The 12,257-nt window shown below is 64.5% G+C and carries 12 protein-coding genes; 11 read left to right on the top strand and 1 reads right to left on the bottom strand.

The window, feature by feature from the left end; translation table 11 throughout:
- The first annotated feature begins 2 nt into the window (after window positions 1-2).
- The 7 genes from AABF56_RS16220 to AABF56_RS16190 all read left to right on the top strand — a co-directional run bounded on the left by AABF56_RS16220 (window position 3) and on the right by AABF56_RS16190 (window position 7,321).
- Window positions 3-1,016 carry a Gfo/Idh/MocA family protein gene (locus AABF56_RS16220; protein ID WP_272806721.1) on the top strand — a complete coding sequence of 338 codons (1,014 nt, stop codon included), beginning with the start codon at window positions 3-5 and terminating at the stop codon, window positions 1,014-1,016.
- A gap of 93 nt (window positions 1,017-1,109) precedes the next feature.
- Entirely contained in the window at window positions 1,110-2,402 is a 1,293-nt protein-coding gene (locus tag AABF56_RS16215) for an ABC transporter substrate-binding protein (protein WP_272806720.1), read from the top strand.
- 11 nt (window positions 2,403-2,413) lie between these two features.
- Complete coding sequence (locus AABF56_RS16210; RefSeq protein ID WP_272806719.1) at window positions 2,414-3,328, top strand: carbohydrate ABC transporter permease; 915 nt, start codon at window positions 2,414-2,416, stop codon at window positions 3,326-3,328.
- Window positions 3,328-4,137: a carbohydrate ABC transporter permease gene (locus AABF56_RS16205; RefSeq protein WP_272806718.1), complete on the top strand. Its 810-nt coding sequence runs from the start codon at window positions 3,328-3,330 to the stop codon at window positions 4,135-4,137. Before AABF56_RS16210 ends, AABF56_RS16205 begins: the two co-directional genes overlap by 1 nt.
- Before the next feature lie 4 nt (window positions 4,138-4,141).
- Window positions 4,142-5,236, top strand: a complete 1,095-nt coding sequence (locus AABF56_RS16200) for an ABC transporter ATP-binding protein (protein WP_272806717.1) — start codon at window positions 4,142-4,144, stop codon at window positions 5,234-5,236.
- Between the two features lie 53 nt (window positions 5,237-5,289).
- Window positions 5,290-6,153, top strand: a complete 864-nt coding sequence (locus tag AABF56_RS16195; protein WP_272806716.1) for an ROK family protein — start codon at window positions 5,290-5,292, stop codon at window positions 6,151-6,153.
- Between the two features lie 31 nt (window positions 6,154-6,184).
- Window positions 6,185-7,321 (top strand): GNAT family N-acetyltransferase, encoded by a 1,137-nt coding sequence (locus AABF56_RS16190; protein ID WP_272806715.1) that lies wholly within the window; start codon window positions 6,185-6,187, stop codon window positions 7,319-7,321.
- Between the two features lie 91 nt (window positions 7,322-7,412).
- Here AABF56_RS16190 and AABF56_RS16185 read toward each other — a convergent pair whose 3' ends face one another.
- Complete coding sequence (locus AABF56_RS16185; RefSeq protein ID WP_272806714.1) at window positions 7,413-8,093, bottom strand: GntR family transcriptional regulator; 681 nt, start codon at window positions 8,091-8,093, stop codon at window positions 7,413-7,415.
- A 254-nt stretch (window positions 8,094-8,347) separates the two neighbouring features.
- On the opposite strand from AABF56_RS16185, the gene AABF56_RS16180 reads away from it, so the two are divergent.
- The 4 genes from AABF56_RS16180 (at window position 8,348) to AABF56_RS16165 (ending at window position 12,257) form a co-directional block, all read left to right on the top strand.
- On the top strand, window positions 8,348-9,535 hold the full coding sequence (locus AABF56_RS16180; RefSeq protein WP_244769819.1) for an ABC transporter substrate-binding protein: 1,188 nt from the start codon (window positions 8,348-8,350) through the stop codon (window positions 9,533-9,535).
- A 97-nt stretch (window positions 9,536-9,632) separates the two neighbouring features.
- Window positions 9,633-10,502: a branched-chain amino acid ABC transporter permease gene (locus AABF56_RS16175; protein ID WP_244769820.1), complete on the top strand. Its 870-nt coding sequence runs from the start codon at window positions 9,633-9,635 to the stop codon at window positions 10,500-10,502.
- A gap of 4 nt (window positions 10,503-10,506) precedes the next feature.
- Window positions 10,507-11,478, top strand: a complete 972-nt coding sequence (locus AABF56_RS16170) for a branched-chain amino acid ABC transporter permease (protein ID WP_272806713.1) — start codon at window positions 10,507-10,509, stop codon at window positions 11,476-11,478.
- Entirely contained in the window at window positions 11,475-12,257 is a 783-nt protein-coding gene (locus AABF56_RS16165; protein WP_272806712.1) for an ABC transporter ATP-binding protein, read from the top strand. The genes AABF56_RS16170 and AABF56_RS16165 overlap by 4 nt, the downstream gene beginning before the upstream one ends.

Raw genomic sequence — 12,257 nt, 5'->3', positions numbered from 1 at the left:
ACATGATCAAGACAGCAAAAGTGGCCGTCATCGGTGCCGGGTTCATGGGCTCGATGCATGCCTCGATCTTCGCGAGCGATCCGCGGGCGGAGCTGGTGGCCATCGTCGACCGCGACCGCGCCCGGGCGCAGGCGGTGGCCGACGGGCTCGGCGGCGGCATCCGCGTCTATGGCTCGCATGAGGAGCTGCTTTCGGCCGAGACGCTCGACCTCGTCAGCATCTGCACGCCGGATCACCTGCACCTCGAGCCCGCGCTCGCGATCGCCGCAAAGGGCGTCAACCTCTTCATCGAAAAGCCGATCGCCTCGACGCTGGAGGATGGCCGGCGGATCGTTGACGCGTGCAAGGCGGCGAATGTGAAGCTCGGCGTCGGTTACCTCCTGCGCTTCGACCCGCGCTACTACAAGGCGCGCGAGTTGATCGAGACCGGCAGGATCGGCACGCCGATCCATGTCTATGCAAGGCGCAACAGTGCCCGCACGGAAGGGCCGAAGCGGTATGCCGGCACCCTGCCGCTCGCCATGCACGTCACGGTGCACGATGTCGACATGGTGCTCTGGATGCTCAAGGGCCAGACGCCGGTCACCGCCTATGCGCAGCAGACCGAGATCCTGCTCGGCGAAATGGGCACGCAGGACACGATCGCCGGCGTCGTGCGCTTTTCCGGCGGCACGGTGGTGACGTTCGAAAGCGCCTGGTCGCTGCCGGCGGGTGCGCGCCACATGATCGACGCACGCCTCGAAATGATCGGCACGGAAGGCTCCTTCGAGGTGCAGTGCGGCGACAGCGGCCTCTACTTCGCCGACAACCAGGCCTCGCGCGAGATCGACACCCAGCACTGGCCGGAGATCGGCGGCAGGGTCGGCGGTGATCTCCGCCTCCAGCTCTCCAGCGTGCTCGAATGGATCGGCGGCGCCGAATGCCAGGTCGCGACCGGTGAGGAGGCGCTCCTGTCGCTGGAATTGACTCAGGCGCTCGTGCGCTCGGCTGATACCGGCGAGGTGCAGCGGTTCTGAACGCGACAGAAATTCAGGGAGATACAGCGCGTCTCGGCGCTGCGAAGTGCGACTGACGGCTCGTTGACGAGCGACATTCAAAAGGGGAACGACATGAAAAGACGTCACTTCATTGCATTTGCGCTTGCACTGTCCTCGTCCGTGGCCGCATCGGCCTTCGCGCAGGATGCGGACCAGCCCTACAAGGGAACCCGTCTCGCCGTGCTGATGGAAGGCCATCCGACGACGGACGGCATCCAGGCGCTGCTGCCGGAATTCACCGCGGCGACCGGTATCGAGGTCGAACTCGAAGTGGTGCCGGAATCCGACATCACGGCAAAGATGCTGCTGGAGTTTTCCTCCGGTTCCGGCCGCTACGACGTGGTCCAGAACAACATCATCTACATTCCGGGTTTCCTGAAGGCCGGCTATATCGCGCCGCTCGACGAGCTCGCGGGCAAGTTCCCCGCGGACTACGACAAGGCGGACTTCGTGCCGGGCTATCTCAACACCAACATCGTCGACGGCAAGCTCTACGGCCTGCCGGTCTATGGCGAAAGCACCTTCCTGATGTACCGGAAGGACCTGTTCGAAGAATACAGCATCGCTCCTCCCAAGAGCTTTGGCGAGGTGACGGCGGCCGCGAAGACGATCAAGGAAAAGTCGAACGGCGCGGTCGCCGGCATCACCATGCGCGGCGCGCAGGGCATCCAGAACGTCTATGTCTGGGCCGGCTGGCTGTGGGGCTATGGCGGCGAGTTCATCACGGCGGACGGCAAGTCGGCGCTCGGCACGGACGAGGCCGCCGCCTCGCTCGACGCCTTTGCCAGCGTGCTGCGCGACTATGGACCGGTCGGCGTCGCCAATTTCGGCTGGGAGGAGAACCGCGTGCTCTTCCAGCAGGGCAAGGCCGGCATGACGATGGACGCCACCGTCAACGGTGCGTTCAACGAGGACCCGTCCATCTCGTCCGTCGTCGGCAAGGTCGGCTATGTGCCGGTGCCGGTTGAGACCGACACGCTGAAGGGCGGCTCCTCCTCGCTCGCCGTGCACAGCCTCTACATTTCCGAGGCCTCGCAGAACAAGGAGGCGGCCTGGCTCTTCGCTTCCTGGGCGACGGCCAAGGAACAGCAGATCAAGTCCTTCGCCCTCGCGCCGAATTCCGGCGTGACCTCGCTCGCCGCGCTGAATTCGGAGGAGTTCGCCAAGCGCTACGGCGCCTTCAAGGACGCCATGCTCGCCTCCATCAATGCCGGCAATCCGCAATACCTGCCGACCGTCGAGGCCGCCAACGAGGTCATCAACAATGCCGGCATCGCCGTCTCGAAGGTGCTGGCCGGCACGGCATCGGCCAAGGATGCGCTCGCCGAGGCCAATGCGGCGAACGACGCCGCGCTCAGCCGTTGAGAACAAGCGCCATGCCCGGTTCGCCGGGCATGGCCGGCCTTGCGGGGAGCGGCGCCATGAAGGATGCGACCACCTATTTCTACCGTCCGATCGTCCTTCTGTTCGGCTCGGTCTCGGTCATCCTGACCGTCTATGTGCTGTGGCTGACGCTGCACAATATCAGCCTGCTTCGCCCGGGGCAGGAGAGCTTCATCGGCTTCGACAACTATGTCCGGCTGCTGTTCGACGGCCGCGCCATCAATGCGCTCGGGCGCACGGTGCTGTTCACCGTCGCGGCGACGGTCATCGAAGTGGCGCTGGGTCTTGCGATCTCGCTTCTGGTGGATCGCGAATTCCTCGGCAAGCGCATCGTGCGCGGCATCCTGCTGGTGCCGATCGTCATGACGCCCGTCGTGGTGGGCCTCACCTGGCGCTTCCTGCTCGATCCTTCCAACGGCATGATGAACTATCTGCTCTCCACCATCGGCTTTGGCCCGGTCGACTGGCTCGGCAATCCGAATGTCGCGCTCTTCTCGCTGCTGATGGCCGATATCTGGCAATGGACGCCCTTCGTGGTGCTGCTCACCATGGCCTCGCTCGAATCCCTGCCGGGCGACCCGCAGAACGCCGCCCGCGTCGATGGCGCGCGGGAATGGCAGGTGCTCTGGTTCATCACCCTGCCGGCGCTGAAGCGGGCGCTCATGGTCGTCGCGCTCATCCGCGCGATCGATGCGGTGAAAGCCTTCGACATCTTCTACATCATGACCCGCGGCGGGCCGGCGCTGTCGACGGAGACGCTCAACCTCTACGGCTACATCTCCGCCTTCACCAATTTCGACATCTCCTATTCGCTGACCATCGCCCTGGTGCTGACCATCCTCACCAATGTCGCGCTGCTCCTGCTCTACAACCTCGCCTTCAAGGCGCCCAAGCAAGGAGAGATCTGATGCGCCGGATCGTGTTCTGGGTTGCGCTCGCCGTTCTTCTTCTCTGCGTGCTGTTTCCGCTCTACTGGGTGATCGCGACCTCGCTGAAGACCCAGCGCGACGCTTTCGCCATGCCGCCGGTCTGGCTGTTCGCGCCGACCTTCGAGAACTACGCCAAGGTGCTGAACAACGGCGTCTTCATCCGTGCCTTCTTCAACAGCGTCGTCATTTCGCTCTCGGCGAGCGTGATCTCGGTCGGCGTCGGCGCGCTCGTCGCCTATGGGCTGGTGGCGCAGGACGAGCCGACCAAGCGGCAGAACGAGAAATTCATCCTGAGCCTTCGCATCGCTCCGCCGCTGATCTTCATCATCCCGACCTATTTCCTGGCGGCGCAGATGAAGCTGCTCAACAATCACTGGATCGTCATCGGCGTCTACGCCTTCGTCAACATCCCCTTCGCAATCTCGCTGCTGATCACCTTCTTCGAGGATATTCCGCGGGAACTGAGGGATGCGGCCAAGGTCGACGGCGCGCGCGAATTCACAATCTTCCGCGAGATCTTCCTGCCGGTGGCGCTCGGCGGCATCGTCGCCACCTTCATCCTGTGCGTGCTCTTCACCTGGAACGAATTCTTCATCGCGCTTGTCCTGACGGGGCGCGACACGCAGACCCTGCCGGTCAGCATCACCTCGTTCCTCACCTTCCAGGGTGTGCAATGGGGGCCGCTGACGGCGGCGGCGGCGCTGGTCATGCTGCCGATGCTGGTGCTCGGCATGCTGGTCCAGGGCAAGGTGGTGCGCGGCATGTCGCTCGGCAGCATCAAGGGATAGAACGATGACGGGAACAGACACAATGAAGCGATCCCTGCTGCTGAAGAGCATCCGCAAATCCTATGGCAGCGTCAGCGTGCTGAAGGGCATCGACATCGAGGTGCAGGAGGGCGATTTCGTCGTGCTGCTCGGCCCTTCGGGCTGCGGAAAATCGACCCTCCTGCACGCGATCGCCGGCCTGCATCCGATCGACGGCGGCCTGATCGAGATCGAGGGCCGCGACGTGACGGCGGTGCCGACGCGCGAGCGGGACATCGCCATGGTGTTCCAGTCCTATGCGCTCTATCCGAACATGACGGTACGGCAGAACATCGCCTTCCCGCTGCGCATGCGCAGCGCCAGCGCGGCGGAAAAGGAGACGAAGGTCGCCGAGGTGGCGCGACTCCTGCAGATCGAACCGCTCCTGGAGCGGAAGCCGCGCGAACTCTCCGGCGGCCAGCGCCAGCGCGTGGCGATCGGCCGGGCGCTGGTCCGCGCGCCGAAAATCTTCCTGTTCGACGAGCCGCTTTCCAATCTCGACGCCACCTTGCGCGTCGAGACGCGGGCGGAGATCAAGCAGCTGCACGAGCGCATCCGCAAGACGATGATCTACGTCACCCATGACCAGATCGAGGCGATGACGCTGGCCACGAAGATCGTCGTGATGAACAAGGGCGAGGTGCAGCAGATCGGCAGTCCCTACGAGATCTATCACCGTCCCGCCAATCTCTTCGTGGCGAAGTTCGTCGGCTCGCCCGCCATGCATTTCGTGCCTGGCGACCTGGTGCTTGCGAATGGCAGGCCGGCCTTCGACGACCGGAAGGGCTGGTCGCTGCCGCTTGCCCTGCCGGAAGGAACCGTGGCGAAGGGCGACGTCCTGCTCGGCATCCGGCCGGAACATATCCGCCTTGCGCGCGACGGGCAGCCGGCCATCGAGGCGCGCGTCGAGATGGTGGAATCCACCGGGCCGGAGGACAATGTGACGCTGTCGCTTAACGGTCATTCGCTGGTCGCCCGCATGGAGACCGGGAGCGTTGCCCAGGGGTCCGTCGTGCCGGTCACGATTGCGGCGGAAAAGGTTTCGGTCTTCGACGCGGCCGCCGGGCGGCTGATTGGCTAGAGCGGTTTCAGCAAAAATGCGCAACGGCTTCGGGTGAAGCCGGAAAGATGAGCATGACGGACGACAAGGCAATCCTCGCGGTCGATATCGGCGGCACCAAGACGCTGGTCGCGCTCGTTCGTGCATCCGGCGTGGTGGGTGAGGTGACGGTTCCCACCAGGCGGGAGGATGGGCCGGATCGCTGGCTGGAGGCGGCCCTTGTCGCGGCAGGGCCCTGGCGCGGGCGGTTTTCCGGCATCGGCCTTGCCGTCACGGGCTTCGTGCGGGATGGCCGGTGGTCGGCGATGAACCCGGCGACCCTCGGCATCCCGCCGGATTATCCACTCGTTTCCCGGGTCGAGGCGCTGTTTTCCCGCCCTGCCATCGCCGTCAACGATGCGCAGGCCGCCGCCTGGGGCGAACATGCGCTCGGGGCGGGGCAGGGCGAGGATCTCGTCTTCCTGACCATTTCCACCGGCATCGGCGGCGGCATCGTGCTGAACGGCCGTCTGCGGGAGGGGCTCGCCGGGCATTTCGGACTGACGACCGAGGGCGAGGATGGCGTCTTTCTTGAGGATCGCGTCTCCGGGCGCTGGATGGCGGCCGAAGCCCGGCGTCACGGACAGGCGGCGGATGCGCGGCAGGTTTTCGCCAGCGCCGCGATGGGGGAAGCATGGGCGATGGATATCGTTGCGGCCTCCGCGCAGCGCGTCGCGCGCCTGTGCCGCAACATCCAGTTGGCGCTCGATCCGCCGCGCATCGTTCTCGGCGGCGGCATCGGCCTTGCGGAAGGGTTCATCGACCGGGTGCGTGCGTTGATGCCGCCGCTCGGCCCCGTTGCGCCGGTGCCGATCTGCCGCGCCGAACTCGGCGTTCGGGCCGGCATCCTCGGTGTCGCGGATATGGCCCGTATCGCATTTTCGGGCGCGGGTCGCTAAGACCGGTCGCCGACAGAAGGAGAAACCGACCATGGTGGTTCGCAAGGCCGCAGCGGCAGACCTGCCGTTCATCATCGACGCCTATCGCCTCGCCTTCGCCTTCGACGAGGCGCGCACCCGCCGCTATGTCGAGATGACGGGCCTCGATTGTTTCCGTGTCCTTGAGAGCGACGGGCAGCCGGCCGCGGTCTGGGCGGTCATTTCCTGCGGCCACTGGTTCGGCGGCAGGGTGGTTCCTGCGGCCAACATCGCCCACGTCGCCATCCAGCCGGAGTTTCGCGGCAGCGGCCTTGCCGCCGGCATCCTGGATCTCTCCTGCGAGGACGCCCGCAAGGGCGGGGCGCTGCTCGCCAGCCTTTTCGCCTCGACGCGCCCGGTCTATCGCCGCTCCGGCTTCAACCTTGCGGGTCACGAGATGATCTACGAGGCCGAGACGTCGGAATTCTACAAGATCCGGCAGGACATCCGCTGCCGCCGCGTATCGCTTGGCGCGGCGCGCGCCGTGCTCGAGCCCATCTACCGGCGTGCCTGCCGCCCGCAGTCCGGCCTGCTGGACCGCCACGATGCCCACTGGAATGCCCGCCTCGACGAGACGGCGAGCATCCCCTCGGTCTTCGTCTTCGGCGAGGATGCAGCTTACGTGGTGATCGACACGTCGGACGAGGACGTCCTTGATGTTCGCGACTGGGCCGCGCTGAGCGGCGCGGCGGCCCGGCAGATCCTGAAATTCATCGGCACCTTCTCGACGGTCTATCGCAAGGTGCGCTGGCACGGCGCCCCGCAGGATGCCCTCATCTTCGCCATGCCGGACAAGGGCTGGTCGCTGGTCCACCAGGAGGAGTTTCTGCTGCGTGTGCTGGAGCCGGCGGCCGCGCTGGCGGCGCGCGGCTATGCCTGTGATGACGGTGAGTTGACGCTGGCGATAGAGGGGGCGGAACGGCAGGTCCTGCATCTTGCCCTTCGCGATGGCACAGCGCATTGCACGGCCGATGGCGATGGAGGGCCGGTCCTGACGATCGAGGAGGCCCAGTTCCCCAGCCTGTTCTCCGGCTTCCGCCCGGCCAGTTTCCTGCAAAGGGTAGGCCATGCCGATGGCACGGCCGAAGCCGTTGCCCTTGCCGACCGCATCTTCGTCGGCCCGCCGCCATGGGTTGCCGAACACTTCTGATGACCGCCCGCCCGCTCGCGGTTGGAAAGCATGTCGAGCCGACGAACGGGCTTGCGGCCGACGTGTTCTTCCTTGGAGAACCTGCTCTGGGTCAGGCCTTGCCGAACAGGGCCATGAGATCGACGCTGTCGGAGGTCTTGGCGCCGGCTTCCAGATGGTCCTGGATGTGGCGGAGGTGCAGCGTCATCATCCAGGCCGCCTTTTCCGCATCCCGTGTATGGAAGGCGCCGACGATGGCGGCGTGGTCGTCGTCACGACAATTGCTGACGCCGGGCGCGCCGAAAAGGCCGATGATCAGCGAGGTGCGGGTCACCAGTTCCTTCATCGTGCGGATGAGGATGGCATTGCCGGCGATCTGCGCCAGCAAGGTGTGGAACTGGCCGGACAGGCGGATCGCGTCGTGGCGGTGCCGCTCCTTGTGCGCCACATATTCCATTTCCAGATGGCGGGTCAGCGCCGCGATGTCCGCCTCGCTCGCACGCTGGACGGCGAGGCGGGCGATGTTCGGCTCCAACGCAAGGCGGGCCTCGAAGACTTCGCGGGCCTGCTCGGGCGTGGGCGAGGCGACGAAGGCGCCGCGATTGGCATGCAGCTCCACGACCTCGCGGCTCGCCAGCAGCAGCAGGCTGCGGCGAATGCGCATGCGCCCGACGCCGAAGGCTTCGCATAGCGCCGATTCGGAAAGCTTCGTGCCCGGCGGCAATCTCTGTTCGATGACCGCTTCGAAAATGCGATCGACGATATCGCTCTCGTCGATCTCCTCCGCTTCCATCAGATTTTCCCTGCCTACATCAACCACCGAACTCACCCTGACATGCGTAGTCTGTTGCTCAGCCTCTAAATAAGGCTGATTTGGTTGACCAACAAGCGTCGATTTCGTCGACACGGCTCAGCATGTCTTGTTCACAACCACTTGACAAGATCGTTAACAATGCGCTCAATGCCTCTGCCAAGGCCGATTGGAGCCGCACCTTGCGGCCCATGCGCCTATCAAAAACAGATCAATGGCCCAGAGGAAGAACAATCATGCACAAGCGCACATTCCTGAAAGTTTCCGCTCTTGCCGCAGCGACCATGCTGTCGTTGCCGCTGATGGCCTATGCGCAGAACGCCACGCTGAAGATCGGCTTCGTCGGTGTCACCTCCGGCCCCGCAGCGGCCTGGGGCATTTCCAACCAGCGCTCGATGGAGGCGCGCGCGGCCTGGCTGAACGAGCTCGGCGGCGTGACGATCGGCGACAAGACCTACAATATCGAGATCGTGCCCTTCGACGACCAGAAGGACCCCAAGCGTGCCATCGCCGGCATGGAGAAGATGGCGCAGGACGGCGTGCACTACGTCGTCGGCCCGAACGTCGATGACGGCGCGGCCGCGGTCCGCCCGGTCGCCGAGCAGAACGGCATCATGTATTTCCCCTACGCCTTCCCGAAGGAGCTCTACACGCCGCCGGCATCCAACGCGATCCTCGGCATGGTGGCGAACTACCAGTCGGGCCCGGCCATCTACAAATATCTCATGGAAAACAAGGGTGTGAAGAAGGTCGCCTTCGTCGCGGCCAACGAATCCGACCCGCTCAGCCAGCGTGAATCCGGCATTGCGGCGGCGCAGGCGCTCGGCCTCGAGGTGGTTTCCGGAAACGTGACCTACCAGGTGGACACCACCGACTTCACGCCGGTGCTGCTGCCGGTCATCCAGGCCTCGCCCGATCTGCTCGTGCTTTCGGGCGTCTCGCCGGCCAATGCGCCGCAGCTCATCCGCTCGGCGCGCGAACTCGGCTATACCGGCCTCATCTCCACGGAAACGGCGCAGGATGCGACCGTGCTTGCCGAAGGGGCGGGCGAGCTTGCCGAGGGCTTCATCTCGGTCGGCGGCGCATCGACGCCGGAGCTTGCCAGCGACGCGATGAACGAATTCGTCGAGCGCTACACGAAGATGTTCGGCGAATACAATGACGAGTCCAACACCAAGGTCTATGCGCTCGAATATATCATCGAGACGCTGAAGGCGAACCCGGCGGCGATCGACAATGTCGAGGAGTACAAGAAGACCATGGACACGTTCGAGGCCGCCAACCCCTTCATGAAGGGCGACGCCAAGCTGAAATATGTCGGCACGACCTCCTTCGGCCAGAAGCGCCAGGTCTCCGTACCGCTCGTCGTGAACGAGTACAAGGGCGGCAAGTTCGAGACGCTGTTCGTCGGCCAGGTCGACTGATCGGAGCCTAGGCACTTTCAAGATGGGGACCCGGACGGCGCCAAGTCGTCGGGCCGGGTCTCTCTTTGCCTGAACCTTCTTCCATTGGAGGCTCACGATGGAACAGATAATCGCCAATGGTCTCTACCTCGGGGCGCAATATGCGTTGATCGCCCTCGGGCTGACGCTGATCTTCTCGCTGATGAACGTCTTGAACTTCGCCCACGGGCAGATGTACGTCTTCGGCGGCTTCGTCACCTATACCGTCGTCGTCCAGCTCGGCCTGCCGTTCATCGTCGGCCTCTTCGCCTCGGCGATCGTCCTTGCGGTCATGGGCGCGGCGATCGAGAAATTCCTCTTCGCGCCGGTCGTCCGTCGCTCCAAGCGCGATGAATCGACCATGCTGCTCGCCGCGGGCGTCGCCTTCTTCCTCGATGCCGTCATCCTCTTGTTCTTCGGGGAAAAGCAGCGCGGCGTGCCGAAGATCGTCAACGGCGTCTTCAACTGGGACATGCGCATCATCATGCCCTATGACCGCATCCTGATCGGCGTGCTCGCCATCCTGCTCATCGTGGCCTTCATCGCCTTCATGAACTACTCCAAGACCGGGCGCGCCATGCGGGCGCTCGCGCAGGACAAGATGGCCGCCCAGCTGATGGGCGTGAACGTCGCCCGCTATTCGATGATCGGCTTTGCGCTCGGCGCGATGCTGGCCGGCCTCGTCGGCGGCCTGCTCGTCACCATCACCGGCGTCAATCTCGGCATGGGCGGCCCGACCTCGATCAAGGCCTTCCTGATGATCATGATCGGCGGCGCGGGCGTGATTTCCGGGGCGATCGCCGGCGGTTTCATCCTCGGCATGATGGAGAGCGTCGGTCTCACCGTGCTCTCGGCCTATGGCGACATCACCTATCTCGTGATCTTCGCCTCGCTGATGGTGTTCCTGGCCGTCCGCCCGCAGGGGCTGATGGGCAAGCCGTGGGGTTGAGATCATGGACACGAAAAAACTGCTCGGCTTCGCCGTCTTCCTTCTTGCCGTCTTCGTGCTCGTGCCGCTGTTCATCGGCGCCACCGGTCGCGTCGATTTCTTCTATACGCTGACCTCGGTCGCGCTCCTCTCCGTCGGGGCGGCCGGCGTCTGGCTCACCTTCTATATCGGCCGCATCAATATCGGCCAGGGCGCCTATGCGCTGGTGGGCGGCTATGTGTCGGCCATACTGGTCACGCAAGCCGGCGTCTCCTTCTGGCTGACGCTGCCGCTGGCCGGCCTCTTCTGCGCCGCCATCTCGGTGGTGATCGGCTTGCCGATCCTGCGTCTTCGCGGCGTCTACTTCGCCATGGTGACGCTGGTGCTGACGGAGGTCGCGCGCCTTTCCGCGCTCGCCTTGCCGGTCACGAACGGTGCCAAGGGCATCACCTCGATCCCGCTGCCGGGCGAGCTTTCCCTCTTCGGCCTGACGATCATCCCGGCCTTCGGCTCGCTCTCCAATCCGCGCATCGGCTTCTACATGATGGCCGTCGTGCTGATGGTCGTCACCTATCTGGTGCTCTGGCGCATCGTGAACTCGCGGCTCGGGCATCTGTGCCGCAGCCTCCAGCAGAACGAGGAGCTTTCGGCCTCGATCGGCGTCAACACCGCCTATCTCAGGGTGCTCGCCTATGCGATCTCTTCGTTCTTCGGCGGTATTGCCGGGGCCATGTTCGCCTCCATCGCCCAGTCGATCTATCCGTCCTCCTTCGTGGTCGCCGACAGTGTGAACTTCATGCTCTACTGCTTCCTCGGTGGCCTTGGCTATGTCTTCGGCCCGATGCTCGGCACGCTGCTGCTCTATTTCGGCTGGGACCTCCTGTCGATCGCCAAGCAATACCAGCTCCTCGTCTACTCCGGCGTCATGATCCTGCTCATGCTTGTCCTGCCGAACGGGGTTCTCAGCCTTCTCGACAAGAAGGAGGGCCGCGCATGAGCACCATCCTGCAGATCAAGAACATCACCAAGCGCTATGGTGGCCTGACGGCGGTCAACGACGTCTCTTTCGACGTCAACAAGGGCGAGATCCTCTCGGTGATCGGCCCGAACGGTGCGGGAAAATCGACGCTGTTCAAGCTGATCTCCTCCTTCGTGCCGGCGACCAGCGGGGAGGTGCTCTTCAACGGGGAGCGCATCTCCAGCCTCGCCCCGCACAAAGTGGCCCGCATGGGCGTCGTGCGCACCTTCCAGGAAACGACGATCTTCCGCTCCATGACGGTGCGCGAGAACATCATCGTCTCCCATCACCTGCGCTCGAAGGCGAGCCTCTTCGGCTTCTTCCTCGGCACGAAGCAGGCGAAGGACGACGAGGCGGCCTTCGCGGCCTCGGCGGACGACATCGTCGATTTCCTCGGCCTCCAGGCCATCCGCAACGAGCTCGCCTCCAACCTGCCGCAGGGGCATCTGCGAGCGCTCGGCATGGCCATCGGTCTTGCCACCGATCCGAAGGTCATCCTGCTCGACGAACCCTTCGCCGGCATGAACCATGACGAGACGATGAAGATGGTCGGCCTCGTGCGGCGCCTGCGCGACGAGCGCGGCGTCACCGTGCTCCTCGTCGAGCACGACATGCCCGCTGTCATGAAGATCAGCGACCGCATCGTGTGCATCAACTTCGGCCAGAAGCTGGCCGAGGGCACCCCCCAGGAAATCCGCGAGAACGAGAAGGTGATCGAAGCCTATCTCGGCTCCGAAGATGCGGCGATCGGGATGTAA

Source organism: Shinella sp. WSC3-e (genome assembly GCF_945994535.1).
Classification (GTDB): Bacteria; Pseudomonadota; Alphaproteobacteria; order Rhizobiales; family Rhizobiaceae; genus Shinella; species Shinella yambaruensis.
Note: the sequence above shows the minus strand (reverse complement) of the source record. Positions and strands in the feature narration are given on the sequence as shown.

Excerpts from the sequence above, each read along its gene's own strand:
- AABF56_RS16220 (WP_272806721.1), top strand. The coding sequence starts at position 3 with ATGATCAAGACAGCAAAAGTGGCCGTCATCGGTGCCGGGTTCATGGGC.
- AABF56_RS16215 (WP_272806720.1), top strand. The coding sequence starts at position 1,110 with ATGAAAAGACGTCACTTCATTGCATTTGCGCTTGCACTGTCCTCGTCC.
- AABF56_RS16210 (WP_272806719.1), top strand. The coding sequence starts at position 2,414 with ATGCCCGGTTCGCCGGGCATGGCCGGCCTTGCGGGGAGCGGCGCCATG.
- AABF56_RS16205 (WP_272806718.1), top strand. The coding sequence starts at position 3,328 with ATGCGCCGGATCGTGTTCTGGGTTGCGCTCGCCGTTCTTCTTCTCTGC.
- AABF56_RS16200 (WP_272806717.1), top strand. The coding sequence starts at position 4,142 with ATGACGGGAACAGACACAATGAAGCGATCCCTGCTGCTGAAGAGCATC.
- AABF56_RS16195 (WP_272806716.1), top strand. The coding sequence starts at position 5,290 with ATGACGGACGACAAGGCAATCCTCGCGGTCGATATCGGCGGCACCAAG.
- AABF56_RS16190 (WP_272806715.1), top strand. The coding sequence starts at position 6,185 with ATGGTGGTTCGCAAGGCCGCAGCGGCAGACCTGCCGTTCATCATCGAC.
- AABF56_RS16185 (WP_272806714.1), bottom strand. The coding sequence starts at position 8,093 with ATGGAAGCGGAGGAGATCGACGAGAGCGATATCGTCGATCGCATTTTC.
- AABF56_RS16180 (WP_244769819.1), top strand. The coding sequence starts at position 8,348 with ATGCACAAGCGCACATTCCTGAAAGTTTCCGCTCTTGCCGCAGCGACC.
- AABF56_RS16175 (WP_244769820.1), top strand. The coding sequence starts at position 9,633 with ATGGAACAGATAATCGCCAATGGTCTCTACCTCGGGGCGCAATATGCG.
- AABF56_RS16170 (WP_272806713.1), top strand. The coding sequence starts at position 10,507 with ATGGACACGAAAAAACTGCTCGGCTTCGCCGTCTTCCTTCTTGCCGTC.
- AABF56_RS16165 (WP_272806712.1), top strand. The coding sequence starts at position 11,475 with ATGAGCACCATCCTGCAGATCAAGAACATCACCAAGCGCTATGGTGGC.